At 42.0% G+C, this 20,988-nt stretch carries 16 protein-coding genes; 8 read left to right on the top strand and 8 right to left on the bottom strand.

The annotated features are described in order from the left end of the window. Nucleotides 1-171 precede the first annotated feature (171 nt). From SCALIN_RS09630 to SCALIN_RS09605, 6 genes are all read right to left on the bottom strand, one after another. On the bottom strand, nucleotides 172-1,830 hold the full coding sequence (locus SCALIN_RS09630) for a SagB/ThcOx family dehydrogenase (protein WP_096894295.1): 1,659 nt from the start codon (nucleotides 1,828-1,830) through the stop codon (nucleotides 172-174). 13 nt (nucleotides 1,831-1,843) lie between these two features. After that, nucleotides 1,844-2,500 carry a CDP-alcohol phosphatidyltransferase family protein gene (locus SCALIN_RS09625; RefSeq protein ID WP_096894294.1) on the bottom strand — a complete coding sequence of 219 codons (657 nt, stop codon included), beginning with the start codon at nucleotides 2,498-2,500 and terminating at the stop codon, nucleotides 1,844-1,846. Beyond that, on the bottom strand, nucleotides 2,484-3,221 hold the full coding sequence (locus SCALIN_RS09620; protein WP_096894293.1) for a phosphocholine cytidylyltransferase family protein: 738 nt from the start codon (nucleotides 3,219-3,221) through the stop codon (nucleotides 2,484-2,486). The genes SCALIN_RS09625 and SCALIN_RS09620 overlap by 17 nt, the downstream gene beginning before the upstream one ends. A gap of 153 nt (nucleotides 3,222-3,374) precedes the next feature. After that, a complete protein-coding gene (locus SCALIN_RS09615) occupies nucleotides 3,375-4,478 on the bottom strand; it encodes a 2-aminoethylphosphonate aminotransferase (RefSeq protein ID WP_096894292.1) in 1,104 nt (367 codons plus the stop codon). 134 nt (nucleotides 4,479-4,612) lie between these two features. After that, nucleotides 4,613-5,170: a thiamine pyrophosphate-dependent enzyme gene (locus SCALIN_RS09610; protein WP_203415419.1), complete on the bottom strand. Its 558-nt coding sequence runs from the start codon at nucleotides 5,168-5,170 to the stop codon at nucleotides 4,613-4,615. After that, a complete protein-coding gene (locus tag SCALIN_RS09605) occupies nucleotides 5,167-5,658 on the bottom strand; it encodes a thiamine pyrophosphate-binding protein (RefSeq protein WP_096894291.1) in 492 nt (163 codons plus the stop codon). Before SCALIN_RS09605 ends, SCALIN_RS09610 begins: the two co-directional genes overlap by 4 nt. A gap of 100 nt (nucleotides 5,659-5,758) precedes the next feature. Here SCALIN_RS09605 and SCALIN_RS09600 point away from each other — a divergent pair, with 100 nt between their 5' ends. From SCALIN_RS09600 to SCALIN_RS09565, 8 genes are all read left to right on the top strand, one after another. Further along, on the top strand, nucleotides 5,759-7,138 hold the full coding sequence (locus SCALIN_RS09600; RefSeq protein ID WP_096894290.1) for a nicotinate phosphoribosyltransferase: 1,380 nt from the start codon (nucleotides 5,759-5,761) through the stop codon (nucleotides 7,136-7,138). 93 nt (nucleotides 7,139-7,231) lie between these two features. After that, nucleotides 7,232-10,096 (top strand): SUMF1/EgtB/PvdO family nonheme iron enzyme, encoded by a 2,865-nt coding sequence (locus tag SCALIN_RS09595; protein WP_096894289.1) that lies wholly within the window; start codon nucleotides 7,232-7,234, stop codon nucleotides 10,094-10,096. A gap of 300 nt (nucleotides 10,097-10,396) precedes the next feature. After that, the gene (locus SCALIN_RS09590; RefSeq protein ID WP_096894288.1) at nucleotides 10,397-10,891 is read left to right on the top strand and encodes an HRDC domain-containing protein; all 495 of its coding nucleotides are present in this window, start codon (nucleotides 10,397-10,399) and stop codon (nucleotides 10,889-10,891) included. After that, nucleotides 10,891-11,229: a diversity-generating retroelement protein Avd gene (gene avd, locus SCALIN_RS09585; protein ID WP_096894287.1), complete on the top strand. Its 339-nt coding sequence runs from the start codon at nucleotides 10,891-10,893 to the stop codon at nucleotides 11,227-11,229. Before SCALIN_RS09590 ends, avd begins: the two co-directional genes overlap by 1 nt. 101 nt (nucleotides 11,230-11,330) lie before the next feature. Then, nucleotides 11,331-12,341, top strand: coding sequence for a reverse transcriptase/maturase family protein (locus SCALIN_RS09580; RefSeq protein WP_096894286.1), 1,011 nt, complete (start codon nucleotides 11,331-11,333; stop codon nucleotides 12,339-12,341). A gap of 112 nt (nucleotides 12,342-12,453) precedes the next feature. Then, a complete protein-coding gene (locus tag SCALIN_RS23890; RefSeq protein ID WP_420885422.1) occupies nucleotides 12,454-12,723 on the top strand; it encodes an SUMF1/EgtB/PvdO family nonheme iron enzyme in 270 nt (89 codons plus the stop codon). Between the two features lie 469 nt (nucleotides 12,724-13,192). Beyond that, nucleotides 13,193-16,618, top strand: a complete 3,426-nt coding sequence (locus SCALIN_RS09575; RefSeq protein WP_096894285.1) for an SUMF1/EgtB/PvdO family nonheme iron enzyme — start codon at nucleotides 13,193-13,195, stop codon at nucleotides 16,616-16,618. A gap of 522 nt (nucleotides 16,619-17,140) precedes the next feature. Then, nucleotides 17,141-17,860 carry an ABC transporter permease gene (locus SCALIN_RS09565; RefSeq protein WP_096894283.1) on the top strand — a complete coding sequence of 240 codons (720 nt, stop codon included), beginning with the start codon at nucleotides 17,141-17,143 and terminating at the stop codon, nucleotides 17,858-17,860. A gap of 43 nt (nucleotides 17,861-17,903) precedes the next feature. Here SCALIN_RS09565 and SCALIN_RS09560 read toward each other — a convergent pair whose 3' ends face one another. Both SCALIN_RS09560 and clpX read right to left on the bottom strand, forming a co-directional pair. After that, nucleotides 17,904-19,361 (bottom strand): efflux RND transporter periplasmic adaptor subunit, encoded by a 1,458-nt coding sequence (locus SCALIN_RS09560; protein ID WP_096894282.1) that lies wholly within the window; start codon nucleotides 19,359-19,361, stop codon nucleotides 17,904-17,906. Nucleotides 19,362-19,618: 257 nt separating this feature from the next. Next, on the bottom strand, nucleotides 19,619-20,869 hold the full coding sequence (gene clpX, locus SCALIN_RS09555; RefSeq protein ID WP_096894281.1) for an ATP-dependent Clp protease ATP-binding subunit ClpX: 1,251 nt from the start codon (nucleotides 20,867-20,869) through the stop codon (nucleotides 19,619-19,621). Nucleotides 20,870-20,988 lie beyond the last annotated feature (119 nt).

Genomic DNA, 20,988 nt, shown 5'->3' with positions numbered 1-20,988 from the left:
AAACAATCTTGAGGTACTCGAAAAAGATGATTTCGCAAAAACAAATATAGCTTCTCCATTATCTGAAAAAACTGAAGGTTTAACTTTTTCACGATACGGTTAGGGGCGAAGGTGATATTGTACTGCGATACATCTGGTCTTATAAAGAGAGGAAAGTTTTCTTTGCTCGTGTTACTTTGTGTCTGGATGTTTGTTGTTTTTTAAATGGTAGTAGGGTGGTAGTGTAGTGATACGTTTATCTTCCAGTGCGCCTCCCATAGTAAAATGGTAGAGGCTTTGATAAGAGTTATCATTGAGCCCTAAGAGTTTGTGAACTACATCATCGAAAAAACATCCGATTCCTGTACCTCTGAGTGAATGAACTTCTGCCTCAAGGTAAAGAATTTGTCCGATCATTCCCGTTTCCCAGAAGAGACGGCGATATGAAAAACAATTTTTCTCAATATTTTCTTTAAACTTTGTAATCATACCTACTGAGAATGCACCATCGCCTGCAATATCCTGCTGGCAGCTTGCAAACATCGCTTCGCTCCTTAAATCATCTTTTTTCAAAAGAAAGAGAGGTAGCTTATGGGGTGCATCGTCTACTCTTTTCCATAAGAAATCCGGATGGCAGTTCTGCTTAATGTCTGCAAAATCTTCTTCGTTACGAATCAGGAAATAAAGACCGGGATCCAGGTCAACAACCTTGTGTGCAAAGATAAGGAGGTGTACGGAGATTTCACCCAATTCCAGATCAAATGGAGCGTTTTGACCCCTTGGGATGGTTTTGTCAAGTATGGCAAAGAATTCATTTTTTGTAATGGAAGTCTTTCCATCATAAGCTTGAGCACTCCTTCTCTGTCTTATGATTTTTTCAGCGGATATCGAAGGTACATTCTTCTCGAAATATACATGATCGTTGTAATGGTATATTTCTCCTTCTGTTACTGGTTTGTGAGTATCTGAAGATACTTCATCGATAACATACCAGTCCTGGTGGTCATTGCTTAAACGGTTTGGCTCACCTCTGAAATTAAGAGTATCAAAAGATTTGATAATATCATGGGGAATGTTTCTCATGTCAAGATGTTCAGTACTTTTATGTACAAAGAATAGAATGTCAGATTCTTCCTTTTCAAATTTTTTCCATCTGGTCTTTTGAAATCCCAGAATAATCTCAATGTCTTTCGTTGATAAAGAGTTGAGGTAGGTTATTTTCCATCCCAGGAGGTTCGCAGAGAAACTCAGGCAGGCCATTGCGTGTCCGATGTCATGATTGCAGTAGCGAAACGCGCGCTCTCCATACTTCCAGGACTCTCTCCAATATATACTCGTAAGTCCGATTAGAAGTCCTTTTTGACGAAAGTGTTCCTCCAGTCTTAACCAGAACTGCTCATCAAATTCTGCCCTCTGCTCAAGGACATGGAGCAACGGATTGTAATGAAATACTCCACCGTTATTATTGCTGTCCGGGGCCGGAGGCAGGACAAGATGTGTCTCTGTGGGATGCAGGTTGCCACTTGAAGGGTTCATTCGGAGAGCCCATGTAGTTCCTGAGTAAGATTTCCAGGCGGATAGTCCCATGGACAGTTCAAGGAACAAGGCTATATTTGTTAATGAAAAAACCTGGAATTTATTGTTCTTCCTGACAAATAAATCATAATAATTTGCAATCGAAGTACTATTTGAGAAAGGAAGCCTGACAGTACCTGCACCTTCATAGTTTCTAAACGAATCAGGCTGGCTGGCCCAATCTAGATAACCTGCAGAATTTGCGGGACGATTCGGAAAGTGCTTTGTTCTCTCATGATACTCAATCACACGTTGAGAATGACTTTTTGTGTTCAAAAACCTGGCTCCTTTAGGTTGTAACCTTACGATGAGCAATTTTGTGTACTATCCAGAATATGTTTGTTCCGACCGCCATAATCAGGAGAAACCATATCATCTGATTAAAGAACACGGATGCGAGCATGATGATATAAAAAAAGTCTTTGTTATTCAGTTTATCAAGCATCTCCTTTGTTCCTGTATCGGTTTTATTCTCCTTGCCAAAATATGTTGCAAGGAGGATTGAGATTGAAATGCCGGTTATTGCCATAACACCTATAATAATATGGAATCCGGAGCCGCTATTTTTATAGAGCGCAACCGTAATTCCGGCAACAATTCCGGCATTCACTATAGAATCAACTATTATATCAAAAGCCCTGCCAAATTCTGACTCCATGTGTTTGAACCTTGCAACCTCTCCGTCACATTGGTCAAAGATAGTTGATACAAAATAGAGAATACCGGCTATTATAGTATAAATACGCGATCCATGGGAGAAGAAGAGGGCCGCGGTAATGCCAGTTACCAGGCTTAAGATAGTTACCTGATTCGGAGTAACTGGTGTCTTTACGATAAGTCCGGTAATAAACCCTGATATTCTGCGGATTATGTATCTGTCAATTATGGGGCTGTCTAAATCGGAAACAACAGGTCGGCTGCTCTGGTTTTCAGTTTCTAATGACATTTTCAATCTTTGGAAGTATTTCTCTTCTAGCCCTTTCTATGTCCTCTTCAAAGTCAATTTCTATCCATGGTAGATCATTCACACTTTCAAAGCCGGCTGGGTGTTGTGAAATCAACTCGTGTAATGTGTCTTCATATTCAACATTGACTTTTCCTGCCTGTTCAAACTCTTCAAGAATGGTTCTGAGTTTGTGGCAGTCATTTGCAGCCAGCTTAAAAAACCCTACTCCTTCTCCTTTAAAGTCGCAATCATATGAGTGGACTTTAGAGATTCCTACTACTTTTTTTTCTTTTATAAACAGCATCATCTCTTCACCTGTGTCTTCACAGTTTGGATCCAGTAGAAAACAGTTATTATGTTTGGATTTTACCAGTTTTCTAAGAAGCTTTTCATGGTACAACACATCGGCATCCATAATCAGCACGTCATCATTTAACTCGTTTCTGGCATACCATAGGGATAGAATACTGCCTTTTGTATATTGTTCGTTCTCTATGTATTTAATATTAAATCCGTTGTTACTCCTTTCTACAGTCTCTTTTATTTTTTCTTTGAAATGGCCGACAACGAAGACGATATCCTCTATTCCTAAAAGAGATATTGTTTCAAGGTGCCTTTCCAGTAGTGTCTTTTCGCCGATTTTAATAAGGCATTTGGGTATTTTGTCTGTCACTGCCGACATCCTCTTTCCAACACCCGCTGCTAACATTATAACTTTCATTGTTGCGATTCCTTTTTATAACATAACTGTGTAGTGGTGGCATGGACAAACTCGTTTGTCCATGCAGGTGCTATATATTCTGCAAACACGGACAAACAAAGTTTGCCTATGCCACCCTGAAGTACTCTGGGCAGTTTGCAACGTGGCCGCCGATTATTCAACTAACACCTCCTGTAGATTTTTAATTAAAGACTCCAGGTCTTCCATGGTCAATTCTCCCATATTTGCAATCCTGAATATCGTTTTGTTTAACTCACCCTGACCGGCATATATAATAAAACCTCTCTCCTTAAGATTATCATGCAGACGGGTATAAGTCATATTTTCAGGCAGATACAAAGCAGTAATCGTATTGGAAAGGAGCTTTTCCTGCAAAAGTAACTTCAGATTAAGCCTTTTAAATTCCTGCCTTAAATATGAAGAGGCTTTTTTGTATCGGTCAATTCTGCCCTGTACACCCTCTTTCAGTAATTCATCCAGCGCTTCTTCAAAAGCATAGAAAGTGTGCACTGATGGTGTAAACGGACATTCTCCTTTTTCCTCTTGCTCATCAAGCTGAGAGATAACATTAAAATAGAGAGAACGGGGCGGTATATTTCTCATTCTCTTTACCTCGTTATTTTTGAGCAGAACAAATGACAATCCAGGAAGTCCCTGGATACATTTATTGGCGGTGCAGATACATATATCCACATTGTCATTAACCAGGTCTATCTCTTCACCTCCGAGCCCGCTGATCGAGTCCAGGAAGAAAGTCCTGCCATGTTTTTTTATAACAGCACCCGCTTCGTTGATTGGATTTATCAAGCCGGTAGTAGTTTCGTGGTGTACCATTGCGACTACTTCAATCTCTGTGTCTTGTGAGATCGTTTCTTCGATCTGATTAATATCCGGCAGCTCGCTCCAGTCGTACTTGAGCTCAACTTTGTCAATCTTATATACCGACGCGATACGTGACATCCTTTCACCATAAACACCGTTGTTTATGATTAAGATCTTCTTTCCCTGGCTTACCGAAGAGCAGATACCCGCTTCCAGAGAAGCTGTCCCGGAACCCGTAATGATTGCAGTCGTGTAGCTTCCGTCTGGTGTAAATGCCTGTAAGATTTTCTTGCGTGTGTTGGTTAGCAAGGTAGAAAATTCACTTTCACGGTGGCACATATCACCTTTTAAAAGCGAGTTTCTGACCTTCTCTGAGGTACATACCGGTCCGGGGTTAAGTAAAATCATCTTTTTCGTTTTATTTAAGTTTTTCATTATTAAACAAAAATAGAGTCCTCACGCAAAATCGCAAAGATCTCCAAGAAAACATATTAAAATTAAAAGGCTTTTTTTCTTTGCGTTCGAGGAAGCATTGTGGTCTGGCCTTTATTTTGAAAGGACTCAAAACTTTACATTGCAGACATAAACCTCTCTTTAATCTGTTCCGGGCTGTGCGTTACCCTGCCAATTTCTATCTGTTCTGCTGTATCAGATATTTTGACCAGAAGGAATGATGGGCCTTCATTTTTCAGAGCATGTACTATCTCTCCTCTCAGCTCTTCATTCGTTGTCACTTTTTTTACATATGCATATTTTGCTGACTTTGCAAACTCTTCCAGTTCTATTTTGCTGGAAATAGTCGGCTGATTTCCTGTTGACGCGTATACCTCATTGTCCAGCACAATATGCAGAAGGTTTACAGGATGAAGAGCGCCTGTCATTGGAAGGGAACCAGGGTTCATCAGCAGATTTCCATCACCTTCCAGGATAATTACCTTTCTTGAAGGCTTATTTAATGCTATTCCCAGGCCTATTGATGACGCCATTCCCATTGACCCTATCATGTAAAAATTTTCAGTCCTGTCTCGTATTGTGAATGCTTCTCTGCTTATCAAACCATTCGCGCAGACAACTAACTGGTCTGTCAATAACTCTGTTATTGTCGTAATTACTTCTTTATAGTTCAATCAATTACCCCTTTTTTGAGAAAAAGAGCTACCGGGCCACTGTTCTCAACAATCAAATTATGCGCATGATTAATGAAGGACCTGATATTGTCCGGATTAAAGGTAAAGTACGGTATCTCGACCAGATCAAGGAGTTTTGCGCATGTCCTGCCCATCACGAGATGTTCAGGCGCATCCTTTCCTTCAAACCCTCGCCATGTGACTATCAACAGACAGGGAAGTTTGTAAATCAGGTTTAAAGAAGTCAGGGTATTTAAACATTGTCCAAGTCCGGAGTTTTGCATCAAGACCACGGGCATCTTTCCGGCCATATATGCTCCGCTTGCAACCCCGACTGCGGCATCTTCTCTTACCGCTGGTACATATGTAACGTCATGCCTCTCTGTAAGATTATTAATCACATTTCCAATAATAGAACAGGGAACACCTGTAAAAAAGTCAAAGCCGCTGTCTATCAATTTCTGTACAAACTCTTCAGATTTAAACATATATGTAATTAAAATAAATTTGTATATAAAAATATAGTACTAAAGCATAAACTATACTAACATACGTGTCAATAACCGGGATACATTATTAATAAAAAACATGAAAAAAAATACCGGAAAGCCAAAATCACTCTTTTTAGATGATGCAAACACCTGCATCTCTACTGACCTCTATCAGTTGACCATGATTGCAGGTTATTTTGAACATGGGATAAACCATAAATCAACGTTTGAACTGTTTGTCAGAGACTTGCCGGAAAGACGTTCGTACCTTATTGCCGCAGGTCTTGAACAGGCGGTTCACTATATTGCAAATATAAGCTTTACGGCCGAGTATGTGAAATACCTTAAGGAGCTTCCCGTTTTCAAAAATGTAAGTAACAAGTTTTTTAATTATCTTGAAGATTTTAGTTTCAAAGGAGATCTCTATGCTGTCCCTGAAGGTACTGTGATTTTCGCGAATGAACCCATTATAAGGGTGACTGCTTCAATGATTGAGGCCCAGATAATCGAGACGTATCTTCTCTCAATAATAAATTATCAGACACTTATTGCCTCCAAGGCGTCAAGGGTAGTGTTTGCTGCTGATGGCAGGAAGGTAATTGATTTCGGGACAAGACGAGCGCACGGCCCACAGGCTGGCGTATTGGCTGCCAGGGCGTGTTATATAGGCGGGTGCGTTGGCACTTCTAATGTTCTAGCGGCCCGCGAGCTGGGGATACCTCCAATAGGTACTGTCGCCCATTCATGGATTATGGCCTATGGTGATGAATACGAATCGTTCCAAGACTTCCACAATGTTTTTCCGGATAACACGGTCCTTTTGATTGATACCTACGATACAATTAAAGGCGCTAAACTGGCCACAAAGATCGGGATGAAGTTGAAAGGTGTCAGGCTGGACAGCGGTAATATAACACTTCTAAGTAAAAGAGTAAGGAGAATTCTGGATGAAGCAGGTCTCGGTCACGTAAAGATTACGGCAAGCAGTGACCTTAATGAATACAAAATTGCCCAGATGCTTGCTAAAGGTGCGTGCATTGACTCCTTTGGTGTCGGCACAGAGATGGTTACGTCAAAAGACACACCTGCGCTTGGCGGCGTCTATAAACTGGTTGAGCAGGAGATCAAAGGCAAGGTGGTACCAAAGATGAAATTAAGTAAAGAGAAGGAGACATATCCGTCAAAAAAACAGATCTATCGTTTTCTTAACAAGAGAGGTTTGTATAAAAAAGACATAATTGGCTTGGTAGATGAAGAGTTTGATGCCGAGGAGCTATTACAGCCCATTATGAAAAAAGGCAAACTCGTCTATAAAATACCAACCGTCAAACAAATACAGAAAACGGTAGAAAAGAATATGTCCAGATTACCGAAAAAGTTTAAGGACCTGAATTGTAAAACAGCCTATCCGGTGACAATCAGTAGAAGATTAAAGAAGGTCATGGAAAAAATAAAATCGGGGCACATTGCATTTTAAATGCTTTATAATCAGAAACATCGTGGTATAAAGAAAAAAACAATGGCCGCTAAGGAAAGCAGGAATCACAGGAATGAATAAGGAGGGTAATAAATGGCAATGATGGAAGGTCTTATTGGAAGTGTGATTTTTGAAATAGTCAAAGGGGCCGGCACTGCCGGTTGGAAAGAGGCTAAACACAGCAGTAAAGTTCTGAGGATACTTAATGCCGTTGGTCTCAAGCCTGAAAAGCCGGATCCAAACTTTGATTCTGTCTATGCCCATACTCTGGTTGCATACGGTGTTGATCAGCCGGAAGAGATCTTGAAGTTTTTCAATCGTAAAGAGATAAAGAGGGCGTTTGAAGAAGCTTTTAGAACAAATGATATTTCTATGTTGGAGAGTGAGGCGGACACTTTTGTTGAGTGGAATAGGCTAGGTGATGAGTTGCGTGATTCAGGTGTTGAACTTCGCCTTGAGTTTGCCCGTCTTTCCCTTGTCTTCAACGAGATGGTTGACCGGACCCGGACCCCTGTACAGACAGTTGATGGGCATAAGCTGGATGAGATAATTCGGCTTATTAAAGATGGAAGTCTTGGCGAGATCAGAGAGTGCTTCAGTAAAGAGTTGCTTCCGGATTATCTAAGATCAGTCGCTGCCGAAAACAGCAGGATAGATATTAAGGGAATATTCTCCCGCTCCGGTTCCGGCAGGCAGGCGATCAACTTCCCTATTGAAGAGATCTACACACCTTTAAAGACAAGTCATTCCAGGAAGGAAGATGCATGTCACCTGGATATGGAGAAGGCGCGTGCGGGTGAGCGTGTACCACTTACGGATTTGCTGTCAACAAACAGTCGTCTGTTGATTGTGGGTGATCCAGGAGGTGGTAAGACAACGTTTATGAAGCTTATCGCTGGTGTATTGGCAAAGGACGCGTTAGGCATGGAAAAACCTGGTCGTCTGGACCACCTTGGATTGTCCTTAGATAAGCCAGCGCCAGTTCCGGTTTTTATAAGGCTTGCCGCTCTTGCTGACACTTTAAAAGAAAATACGGCGTACGTTTCGTGCGGAGAATCCTGGCGTAAGCTTATTCAGGTGATGGAAAATATTTATGGTAAGACAAAGGCTACACTGCTGAAAGAAAAGATGGACAACGGAGGATGTGCTTTACTGTTAGATGGTCTGGATGAAGTGGCGGAAAACTATGTCAGAGACCTGATAGTGGATATTGTAAATTCAATCCTCAGCCACTGGGGTAAAAATTTGATTGTCATAAGCTCACGTCCATTCGGTTACCATGATATCGCGGATATTGAGACAATTACTACGGCACATATCGATGCCTTTGGTAAAAAGGAGATAATAGAGTTTCTGGACAGGTGGTGTCGTGCCCTTTTTCAGTCTGGAGATGGAACAAGCCTCTCTGAATATTTGCCGGCGCTTCAAGAGGCGATTGTTGACTCAGCGCCTATCCGTAAACTGGCGCGTAACCCGGTTATGCTAACCTATCTTTGTGTGGTCCACTGGAATGAACGTAAACTTCCTCATGGAAAAGCTGATTTGCTGGCTGCTGTATTAAGGTGGCTGCTGAACGCGCGTGAGGAGAACCGTCAAAAAAGGGGTTATACAAATGTCTTTGCTGAGGAGTGTTTTAAGGTCCTTGCTATGGCTATGACTTGCAGCAATGATGGTAAGCAGGTGATTGTAGACCTGTCGCAGGCAGCGGAACAGCTTAATATCCCCTTTTCGGACATTAAGGGTATTGATGATAATGATCGTGTTCGTCGGGAGGGAATGCGGTTTCTGGAAGAGGAGATGCTCGCCAGTGGAATTATAGAGAAGTATGGCCCTGGACGGTTGAGATTCTGGCATCTCAATTTCCAGGAACACTTCACCGCGCGTGCCCTTGTTGATAGGAGTGATGAGGAGTGGTGGGATTTAGTTGCTCCTCAGTTGTTTAATCCTCAATGGAGAGAGGTGTTGGATCATTTGGCAGGGTGCCTGGCATGGACTGGTGTATACAGGCTTCATATGCTGGTAAAAAATATCCTGGCCGCAGTGGACTATGGTGATCTTTCTTCATTGGCCCGTTCTGTAGGTGTTCTGGGACGGTTGTTGCGTATCCTTGAAGTATACGATTACAAGCCACCAACACGTCTTGGATGGGAAAAAGCACAAACTGAAGTGATGGATATTTTTACTGTTAACGGTGCAAAACAAGTGTCTGCACAGCAGCGCATAGACGCAGCGGAAGCTTTAGGTCAGGCAGGTGATCACCGATTAAAGTTAGATCCGGATATGTTACCAATACCTGACTATGAAGGAGTGGAACTGGGAAAATACCTGGTAACTGTTGTTGAATATCAACGTTTTGTAGATAATGAAGGATACCATGATCATCGTTTCTGGGAAGATAGTTGGGATATTAAACAGAAAGGTGGCTGGGAAGGGCCGGACAATTGGGATGAGCAGCTGGATTATCCTAATAGACCAGTGATACATGTTTCCTGGTATGAGGTACGTGCTTACTGCTCCTGGCTGAGTGAACAGACTGGAGATGAATACAGATTGCCTTCTGAAAGAGAGTGGAAGGCTGCTGCTCATAATTCTGAAGGGGAGTATCCCTGGGGTAATACTGAGCCGGATGATGAAATGCTAAATTTTAATGAAAACGTTGGTAGACCAACACCTGTTGGGATCTATCCGGCAGGCGCCGCACCCGGTGGTCATCTTGATATGGCAGGTAATGTCTGGGAGTGGTGTGAGGATGACTGGCATAGCGAAGAAAAGAGTGGACCTGATGATAGCAGTGCCTGGGTTGATGAACCAAGGGGCTCCGGCCGTGTGATTCGCGGCGGCAGCTGGAGCAATGACGCGCAGAGCTGCCGGTCGGCTTATCGTTACCGCTACGAGCCGGACGACCGCAACATCAGCTTGGGCTTCCGCCTCTCCAGGTCCTTTTCCCTTGATCCTTGATCCCTTGTACCCTTGGCAGCAGGAATGTGTTTGTAGCGCCAATGTTGTGTAGAAAAGAGATAAAGTTGAATGTGACAGCGCAAATAAGCGGAGTGCAGAGAGCGATCAGCCGCCGAAGCGAAGCCGGCGGCTGTAGAGCGACCGGAACGAAGCGGCACGTTGAATCGTATCAGTATATACCCTTTTTTCTGCAATTCCTGCTTTCCTTAGAGCCACCTTATCTTTAAAAGATTTTAGCCGATGAGGAAAGCAGGAAGGTAAAGGAATAATTAAAAATACTTTTTTCAGGAATCTTCTAATTTGAAACTCAAGATATTTACATTCAGGTTTTGTGAAAACACGGGTGGATTCAATGATGACAAACTTCAACTGTTTTCTATGGAAAAAGAGATAATCGAATTCGCGGAACATTTCTTTACATTTGAAAAACGACCCTATTTAACGGTATTTCTCTCTTATCGTGATAAGCCATCTGGTAGCACGAATAAGGGTGTTCGCAAGCAAGATCCCAGAAGTGAACTGGATGAGCATGAAAAGCTGCTTTACGATGTTGTAAGAAAGTGGCGGGCCGCGCGCGCTACACAGGAGGGTATACCTCCATACATGATTGCCAATAACAAGCAGGTTGCCAGTATGGTTAAATTGAAAGTAAGGAGTAAAAAAGATTTTGACGCGGTTGAAGGGTTTGGTGAGGCTAAGATTTCCAGATACGCGGAAGATATAATCAAAACCCTGGTTGGGCATCAGGAGCCTGATTCAGATGAAAAACGAGAGATAAAAGAAGGAGAGGATTAGTGGAAAATGAGATACCTCTTTTTGGACACTGGTATGAATTTGTAAAATGGTTGTTAGACAAAACTGAAAAATTTCCCAGGAAAGCAAGGTTTACATTTAGTAACCGTATAGACAATCTAGTACTTGATATTATGGAATGGATCGTAGATGCTCGTTATAGTAAAAAGAAGAAGGAGTCCCTGCGTCGTATTGATCTTGGTATATCAAGGTTGAGGATACATCTTCGTTTGTGCCACGACAAACGTTATCTGGATAATAAGGGATATGAGTTCGCTTCAAAACAGATAATCGAGGCAGGTAAAATGGTGGGAGGTTGGCGTAAACAGCAGGGGTGGTAGGTATGACAGTGTCTATAATAGGTTGCAGGGTGGATTAAGGACGAATCCACCACAATTAATAGATCACTACCCTAATACCAAAACAGGGAGAGTAGGAATTAATGAAACGATATGGTTACCTGTTTGAGCATGTGTGCTCCTTTAAAAACCTGATATTGTCAGCGCATGAAGCGGCAAGAGGGAAAAAGAGTAAACCGGCGATTGCCGACTTTCTCTTTAATCTTGAGAATGAGATTATAGATATTGAGCAGGAGCTATTAGAGAAGAGGTATAATCCGCGTCCGTACAGTACATTTATGGTGCACGATCCCAAGGTACGTATGATCTGTGCCGCTGACTTCAGGGACAGGGTCGTTCACCATGCTGTCTGTTCCGCGATAGGGCCAATCTTTGAACGTTCATTAATTTTTGATACCTATGCTTGCCGTATTGCTAAGGGTTCACATCGAGCTATAAAACGCGCTCAATATTTTTCCAGACGATACCACTACTTCTTAAAACTGGATGTCAGAAAATTTTTTGATACAATAGACCACAAAATACTAAAGAACATGGTTCGCCGTAAGATTAAGGATGATGATCTTCTCCGGTTGATTGACACCTTCATCGACCATCCGGTACCATGGACAGAACCCGGGAGAGGGATTCCTATCGGCAATCTGACCAGTCAGCATTTTGCTAACTTTTATCTATCTGGTTTGGATCATTATGTAAAAGAGCAGTTACAAATTGAGGGATACATACGTTATATGGATGACAGTGTTCTGTTTGCCGATGAGAAGTATACTTTGTGGGATGCAAAGAATAGAATTGAAAGTTATTTAAGCAGTGAGCTTGGTTTAAAGCTAAAGGGGAATTCGGTAATCGTTGCTCCTGGATCTCAGGGCTTGTCATTTTTAGGCTTCAGGATATTTCCAGGTATCATACGGATACAGCGCCAGGGATGGCGTAGATTCAGAAGAAAGGTACAGAGGCGAAATGAAGATTTGGCAAATGATATGCTTGATATTGAAGAGTGGACTGATTCAATGCAGAGTATGACAGGCCATCTCAGGAATGCGGCAACACGCAATCTGCGTGACGCGTTCTTTAAGGGTTGCGGAAGAAAATAAATTCTCTAAAATGCGCTGAATTTTGGCCCGTGTTCAAGGTGCGTAAAAGGGCGCATAGCCTGGCTATGTAACCTTTTAACCAACACCGAAGAAGGGGCAAAAGGCAAGCATATTGGGGGGGCTATTTTCTTTCTTAGCCCTTAAGGCCAGGGGCAAAAGGGGCTCCAACCGTGTGATTCGCGGCGGCAGCTGGAACAATGACGCGCAGAGCTGCCGGTCGGCTTATCGTAACAACAACGAGCCAGACAACCGCAACAACAACTTGGGCTTCCGCCTCTCCAGTTCAAGGAAACGACTAGATGTGATGCGTCTACGGATTCGTCGCCCGCGTCATTCCCTGACCAACGCCCCGGACCTGTTCCGGCACAAACCGGACAAATAAGGACCGCCCGGAGGCTGTTAGTAAGCCAAAATGGTTTGAAAGCTGTCACCGGGTAAATTAATTGCCAGGTTCGTAGGGGCAATGTCATTGAATTAAGGGGAAAATACCCCTAACCCCCTTTTCCAAAGGGTGAAATATGGAGTACATTATCCGTGATGATGCGTATTGAAGTAGTGACTCGGACACTGCACTTCAAAAAGGAAGTTTATTTTTATCATTTTAAAATCAATCTCTTAATTCAATGACATTGTGTTCGTTGTACGAGGGCATGAGGCCTCGTGCCCTCGTACAACGAACACAACGGGTTAGTATCCGTGGATATAAAAAAAAATTGTTGCTTCCTTATTCTTTTTTCCTGAATTTCCTGCTTTCCTAAGCGGTAAAAAAAGGTGGCTAAGGAGTGTAGGTGTAATAGGAATGGGTAATATGAGAAATTTATTTTAAATAGAAGATTTCTTCGGAGTTCCAGATGGCAATTGTTAACATACTTCATCTTTCTGATTTGCATTTTGGTATTGAAACTTCAAAGAAGTGTTCTGTAACAGCACTGTCAAAGCGTGAGAATACGCTTGATGAATTAATAAAGGTGCTAAAAAAGACAGTTGGTACTGAATGGAGACCAGATATAGTTACGATATCAGGGGATATTGGGTGGAGTGGTCGAGAAAAAGATTATATCGAAGCACGAAAATGGATTGAGGACGAACTACTGGAAGTGCTTGAGTTGAGTGTTGATAATCTTATTGTATGCGCAGGCAACCACGATATTAACAGAGATGAAACAATGGGTATGGAACCACCGCTTACTCATGAAAAAGCTGATAAATGGCTTTTGATAGAAAACATTAAAAAATTTATTGAACCATTTAAAGACTACAATAGATTTTGTGGAGAATTCAAAATCCCAGAATTAAGTATTAGCGAGAACAAGTATCACCTTATTGGGCAGAGAGAGATAAAGGGACTTCGATTTGTAGTACTTAATTCAGCATGGTTTTGCAGAGGAGATGATGACAGAGGTAATTTATGGATGGGCCTGCCTCAACTTAAAGTAATGAATGCTGCATTACAACTTGCTGATCCTGAACAATATGATACCGAACTTATAACTATCTCAATTCTTCACCATCCACCTGGGTGGTTAAACGATTATGAAACCAACAGCTACGATGAACGTATAAATACATTTAGCTATATATCGGAACGAAGCCATATTATTCTTTGCGGTCATGTTCATGGGGCTATAGAGGAACCAGACAGGAAAAGCAATTCAGCATATTTTTTTAAGGGAGGCGCTACATATTCAGGGGATGATTACAGAAATAACTTTTCTATATATCAAGTAGATACAAAAACACGTTCTTTCAAGCGATGTGCTTTTGAGTATAATCCGAGTAGGTGTAAATGGAAAAGAGATGATGGCAAGTCACAGTCACTGCTAAAACCTGAATCTAGAGCTGCCGTAGCAATTGCTGATTCTCCTAAAGCTGATGTCTTGGATGATGAAATAAGTTCCTACTGCCAAAAAGCTGATGCTCTTCACGCTCATTTACCGGTAGCAGGATTTGTTAATCAGTTAAAAGTTCCTATTGATATAGATGAAATTTATGTACCTTTACGTGCCATGTTAAATCTCAGCGGTAAAGATGAAGTATTTGCTAATGCTGATCACGCGGAAAAAAGAATGGAGAGAGATAGTGTTGAAATCCATTTACCAGATGCTTTTAAAGAGGCACGAGAACGTAATAAACGTAAGGGGATCGTTGTTCTTGGTGATCCTGGCTCTGGCAAAACAACTCACTTGAAACGTCTTCTTTTAGCATGCTTAAGAGAAGGCCCTGAGAAACTTAATTTGCCACCAGATATTTTACCTGTTTTTCTTCCTCTTAGAGAATTAAAGGACCTTGACAAGGGCCTGGATGTTTTTATTCAACAACAGCTTGAAGGCGCACATCTTGATACGAAAGAAGGGTTTGGTAAACGGTTGCTTGATAGAAAGAATCTTCTTTTTTTATTAGACGGTTTGGACGAAGTAGCTGACCTGGAAAAGCGTGAAATGGTAGCAAGGTGGATTATAAAATCCATAAATTCACGACCAAAATGTTATTTTGTAGTTACATGTCGTTTCGCGGGCTATAGTCCCACGGTCCACATGAACGAAAATTTTCTTGAGATGTACATACGACCTTTTGACAATGATGAGGTAGGCCGTTTTGTACACAACTGGTATAAGACGGTTGAGCAGGGTTTAGCTATAGATCCGAAACAGGCAGGTGAGATTGCCAGGGAAAAAGCTGAAAGACTGGTAGAGAGACTTAAAGAGTCAGATTTTCGTGCCAGCAAGGTCTTCGAGCTCACACGAAACCCACTACTGCTTACAAACATCTGTCTTATACATCGTCATCGCGACGATCTACCATATAAACGGCATAAGCTGTATGAAGAGTGCATTGCTATACTTTTAGAACACTGGCGTAAACCTAAAAAGTTGAAAGTGGGTGTGACTGCTCAGGATGGAAGCAGGGTACTTCAGCCGGTGGCTTTATGGTTGCATGGAGAAGAGGGCCGTACAAAAGCAAAGGCAACAGAACTACTTCCACATATTGAACCTGTTTTAAAAGCTGTAGGATGGCCTGGAGGTACTGCTGAAGATTTTCTGAGTACCATCCGTGACGATAGCGGTCTGTTGACCGGATGGGACCAGGAGCATTATGGCTTTATGCATCTTGGGTTTCAAGAGTACCTGGTAGCGCGTGAGATTAGGAGCAGGGCTTTTAAGGATAAGGGGGTTTTGCGTGACTTGGCATCACACTTTGGTGAATCGTGGTGGCAGGAGGTCACCCTGATTATGCTGGCCCTTGAAGACCCATCGCTTTTTGAGGATTTTATGGAAGAGGTGGTTAAACTACCAGTGTTTGCCTCAAATCCGAGTCTGGTGGACATGTGCCTTGAGGACGCGGCTGAGACTTCAGTTCAACCATTTATGGATGTCCTTAATGAGGACCCGGGCAAAGATGAAGAACTATGGAAGCGGCAGGCTGCCGCGCTTCGGGTTGTTAAACGTCTGGACGAATCAGCATTAGAGGCGGTTAAAACCTGTTTGGAAAAACACCCATTTGCCGAGATAAACCAAAGATTCAAAGAGTACAACCGGGAGGAAAGTGTTGATAGTAATGTTGTGTCGGCTAAACAGGGAGGGTATGAACTTATCAAAATACCGGGAGGGTCCTTTATGATGGGATCTCCGAAAACAGAAAAAGGTCGTTATGATGATGAAGGCCCGCAGCATGAGGTCAATGTACCGGAATTTTACATGGGAGTAGCTCCGGTTACAAACAGGCAGTATGGTATTTTTATGGAAGAAAACACGGAAGTAACTGAACCTGAATACTGGGCCGATCGTCGATTCAACCAACCGGAACAGCCGGTAGTTGGAGTAAGCTGGGATGACGCGAAAAAGTATGCTGAATGGGCGGGACTGCGGCTGCCAACTGAGGCGGAGTGGGAGTATGCTTGCCGGGCCGGGACAACTACTCGTTATTATCTGGGTGACGAAGAGGGTGATCTTGAAAGGGCTGGTTGGTATACAGTTAATTCAAGCAGACAATCCCATCCTGTGGGAGAAAAAGCAATGAATGGGTTTGGCTTGTACGATATGCATGGTAATGTATGGGAGTGGGTAGAGGATGATTGGCATGAGGACTATAATGGAGCTCCTGATAACGGTAATGCCTGGGTTGGTAAGAAAGTGGGCTCCGGCCGTGTGATTCGCGGCGGCAGCTGGCGCAATGTCGCGCAGAGCTGCCGGTCGGCTTTTCGTGGCGACTACGGGCCAGACGGCCGCAACATCAACTTGGGCCTCCGCCTCTCCAGGTCTGTTGCCCCTGGCTCTTGATCCCTTGTACCCTTGGCGGCATGATTTTGTTTTCTTATTCAGAATTGCGATATCATAATGGTGTGTGGTGACACCGTGTAGCGGAGTGAAGGGAGCGATCAGCCGCCGAAGCGAAGCCGGCGGTTGAAGAGCGACCGTAACGTAGCGAGACACGAATTTCACTAATGACACGAATGATCTGGGGTTATATAAATTTTTACAAATTTAAATTAATGAAACAAAAAAAAATGCAACCCTGAAATCCATCACCGACGTTAAATGCGAAAAAATATTTTATTACAAAAATTAGTAATCATGCCAAACCATATGCATGGTATTTTTGAAATAGATGTTTCAAATCGTAGGGACACGATGCCTCGTGCCCCTACGATAATCATTTGGCAAGCTAACATCAAATACAATACCATATGTTTTTCGTTATGGATATGGTTGCAATGTGTCTGTTTTAAAAACTTTTTCATGTATTTCCTGCTTTCCTGAGTAGTAAAGAACGTGGTATAAATATGTTTTTGTTTATCAATCATGAATAATACAGTACATACAATTCCCTTTATAAATCTGATGTTGGCTTTTATCCCGGCTATTGCTGTTGTCGGTATCCTGTGGCGATGGGGGCTTGGTTACGGGAACTCGCTCTATGCCATTTTGCGGATGCTTATTCAGCTTCTGCTGATAGGGTATTTTCTGATCTTTATTTTCAAATCGGATAGTTATCTGATAGTTGGATCTGTTCTGGCAGTTATGCTTTTCGCCGCGAGCTGGATAGCTTTGCGAACGGCAAAGATACCCCGCAGGGTATTGTATCTGAAATCATTCTGTTCTATTTTGATTGGTGGAGGGTTAATTTTGCTGTTAATAACACAGGGTGTCCTTAATCTGAAACCGTGGTATCTGCCGAGTAATGTGATTCCGCTTGCGGGGATGATCTTTGCCAGTGCGATGAATAGCGTCAGCATCGCGGTAGAGAGACTTGACGCGGAGATTGAGAGGGACGTTCCGTATGAAAAGGCACGAGTTATAGCACTCCGTGCATCGCTTATTCCTATAACAAATTCCCTGTTTGCAGTCGGGCTGGTCTCCCTGCCAGGGATGATGACAGGCCAGATTCTGTCCGGTGTTTCACCGTTTATAGCGGCGCGTTATCAGATCATGGTAATGTGTATGATATTCGGTTCAGCAGGTATTTCATCAGCCTGTTTCCTGACATTGGTCAGGTCTGATTTTACCGATAATGTGACATAGAGGCATGTTGGCATGGTTAAACCCCATCGCTAAACTAAGTATTTTATGGCGCCCCTAAAACTGCAGTTTCTCCAGCCTCTTTTTCTTCGTTAATAATGACAACATCCGCACCGTGGCCAACGTCATCTTGTCCGACTGTAATAACTCTGTCACTCTCTTTGAGGCCGGTTAATATTTCGACATAATTACCTTCTTTAAAACCCGGTGTTATTTTTGTCTTAAAGGCCCTGCTTTTTACATGGAAATTAACATTATTCTTCGATAGCAATAAATCGCCACGATCATTATAGAAAGAGACTTTTTCAAATTCTTTATTTATATTTCTACTCAGAATGTCTGTTGCTTCAATTGTAATATTGTATATTGCCCCATTTTCATGATTCCCTGAAATATCTACAACTTTTCCACTCAGCGATAGTCCTTTTCTGCTTTCTTCATTAATTGTGCTTCTCTGCTCACATACAACGCTATCACCCATAGCCAATTTTTTGATCTTGTCCGAACTGATACTCAATACAATAAACTCTCTCACAACAAACACCTCATCGGCTTCTGCCTCCAGGATCAGCGCTTTCTTTGGTATTAAGAGAGCATTTTGGTGCTGGCCTACTATCGTAAAAACAGAGACAAACATCCCCGGTTTCAATGCTCCACCTGACTGGTCATTTATCTCTATTGTTACCTTAACAGTACCACTTTCAGGGTCAACGACCGGGCTCACCATTTTTACCCTGCCTGTGAATTCTATTCCGGTCAGGAATTCATAAACAACTCTTGCCATCTGTCCTTCCACTACCTTATTAACGTCCTTCTCAGGAATGTAAATCCGTGCCAGTATCGGGTCAAAATCCGCAATCTTGAATACCATCCGGCCCTTCTCTATGTCATAGCCTTCTTCAATATTCCTTTCAACAATGATACCATCAATTGGAGACTTAATTGTTGTATATTCATATTCCATCTGCTTTCTTTCAAGTTCTACAGTCGCGATCTCAAGTTGAAATTTTTTTTCTTCAAACTCTTCTTTACTGATGATATTCTCTTTGAAATTGTCCAAAGAACTTCTGTAAACTCTTTCAGCATTCTCTTTCTTTAGCTTTGCTTCCCTGAGCGCTAACAAAACTTCTTCTTCGTCAAGTTTCGCAAGTGGCATACCGGACCTTACATGGTCACCTTCTTCCACCAGGATGTTTTGTACTATACCGGATGTCTCTGCTAATACTTCAACCTGTTTCTCAGATTCAAGAGTACAATTATTAACTAAGAAAATTTCAATATTTCTCCTTTTAACCTGTATTGTTTCAACCGGAACAGCCTCATAATCCTTTCCTTGCAAATTGTTTATATTTGGACCATTGTACGTCTTTGTACCTCTCTTCGGGCCATCATAAAGATAGGCATCTGGTGTGTCCTTCCATACGGTCAGTTTCAACACCATAAATGTTGCCGCCACAATACCTATACAGATAAAACATATTCTAATGATGAATTTTGATTTCATAGTTCACTACCAAATCCGTCTGAGCCATGACCGAAAAAATTGTTAGACGTGAAAAATATTAATTAGCAAGAAATTATCGACTTATGGACTACTTGAGATTTTAACATACAGTGATTGCAATTCAACTTCAAATAAGGGTAGACAAACAGGTGAGTTTATTGGGGATGGATATGTTCATGGATATGATTGCCTGGCCACATTACTTTGTCATTAAAGCAAGTTTGCCAATGTGCTTACTGGTAAAAAGCCAGGTTGTGTTAAGCGCTTTTGCGGAGTTTCTGCGGCATAAGCGGCGTTTCTCCTGCTACAACTTCCGGCGTCACTACATAAACCGACCCTTTACCGTCTGTTGGTAAATCAAACATGGCATCCAGCATAAAGCCCTCAAAAATAGAGCGTAATGCCCGGGCTCCCGTCTTTCGCTTCAGTGCCATCTTGCCTATTTCTTCCAAAGCGTCTTTTGGAAATTCCAGGACAGCATTTTCCATCTCAAAGATCTTTTGATACTGCTTGACGATAGCGTTTTTAGGCTCAAGCATAATTCTTATCAAGTCATTCTGACAGTGTGGCATCAACGTTGTAAGGACATGAAGTCTGCCAATAAATTCGCGGATCATACCAAATTTGATTAAATCATTCATTTTGATTTCAGAAAGAATTTCTCCGGTAGATTTATTCTCCGCCTTGTCCATCGTAGTACCAAATCCTATTGCCTTTTTGCCTATCCTTTTTCTTATTATGTCCTCTATACCGCTGAAGGTCCCACCACAAATAAACAGAATATCCTTAGTGTCCATTTGTATGTATTGCTGCTCCGGATGTTTCCTTCCACCCTGTGGAGGTACATTGATGATAGACTGCTCAAACATTTTAAGCAGTGACTGTTGTACTCCTTCACCGGAAACATCTCGTGTAATAGAAGCGTTTTGGCCCTTTCTGGCGATCTTGTCTACCTCATCTATATAAACAATACCCTGCTGTGCCCGTTCTACATTAAAATCAGCATCTCTCAGTAATCTTAATAGTACATTTTCAACATCCTCACCAACATAACCGGCTTCGGTAAAAGTCGTTGCGTCTGTGATCGCGAAGGGTACATCGAGGACCTCCGCGAGTATTTTAACCAACAAGGTTTTTCCTGAGCCAGTAGGCCCGACAAGAAGCACATTGCTTTTTTCTAACACCACACCATCATCAGATATTTCTAATGATAATCTTTTGTAATGGTTGTGGACTGCTACCGCCAATACTCTTTTTGCTCTTTCCTGCCCGATAATATATTCATCTAAACGTTCTTTGACATATACCGGAGTTGGTATTTTTCTTTTTATATTAGTTGATGTTTTTTCTTTATCTTTTTGTATCAGGGTGTAGCAAGCCTCAATACATTCATTACAAATATATACATTGCGGTCACCCTGTATTAATCTTTTAACAACATTATAATTTCTGCCACAAAAAGAACATGACATCGCCTTGCCTTTTTTCTCTCTGGACTTCTTGTCCATTTTTCATCCCTTTTTATAAAATCTCTGTATAATAGTAAAATATAATTTATGTATAATAACAAAAAGCCACTAACATTGCCAATTTTTTTGGATTAATGGATTTGTTTTGCTATCACCCG

Source organism: Candidatus Scalindua japonica (assembly GCF_002443295.1).
Lineage (GTDB): Bacteria > Planctomycetota > Brocadiia > Brocadiales > Scalinduaceae > Scalindua > Scalindua japonica.
Note: the sequence above shows the minus strand (reverse complement) of the source record. Positions and strands in the feature narration are given on the sequence as shown.

Bases quoted from the DNA above. Each gene is read 5' to 3' on its own strand.
- SCALIN_RS09575 (WP_096894285.1), top strand. From the start codon at position 13,193: ATGGCAATTGTTAACATACTTCATCTTTCTGATTTGCATTTTGGTATT.
- SCALIN_RS09595 (WP_096894289.1), top strand. From the start codon at position 7,232: ATGGCAATGATGGAAGGTCTTATTGGAAGTGTGATTTTTGAAATAGTC.
- SCALIN_RS09605 (WP_096894291.1), bottom strand. From the start codon at position 5,658: ATGTTTAAATCTGAAGAGTTTGTACAGAAATTGATAGACAGCGGCTTT.
- SCALIN_RS09625 (WP_096894294.1), bottom strand. From the start codon at position 2,500: ATGTCATTAGAAACTGAAAACCAGAGCAGCCGACCTGTTGTTTCCGAT.
- SCALIN_RS09620 (WP_096894293.1), bottom strand. From the start codon at position 3,221: ATGAAAGTTATAATGTTAGCAGCGGGTGTTGGAAAGAGGATGTCGGCA.
- SCALIN_RS09615 (WP_096894292.1), bottom strand. From the start codon at position 4,478: ATGAAAAACTTAAATAAAACGAAAAAGATGATTTTACTTAACCCCGGA.
- clpX (WP_096894281.1), bottom strand. From the start codon at position 20,869: ATGGACAAGAAGTCCAGAGAGAAAAAAGGCAAGGCGATGTCATGTTCT.
- SCALIN_RS09600 (WP_096894290.1), top strand. From the start codon at position 5,759: ATGAAAAAAAATACCGGAAAGCCAAAATCACTCTTTTTAGATGATGCA.
- SCALIN_RS09560 (WP_096894282.1), bottom strand. From the start codon at position 19,361: ATGAAATCAAAATTCATCATTAGAATATGTTTTATCTGTATAGGTATT.
- SCALIN_RS09565 (WP_096894283.1), top strand. From the start codon at position 17,141: ATGAATAATACAGTACATACAATTCCCTTTATAAATCTGATGTTGGCT.
- SCALIN_RS09580 (WP_096894286.1), top strand. From the start codon at position 11,331: ATGAAACGATATGGTTACCTGTTTGAGCATGTGTGCTCCTTTAAAAAC.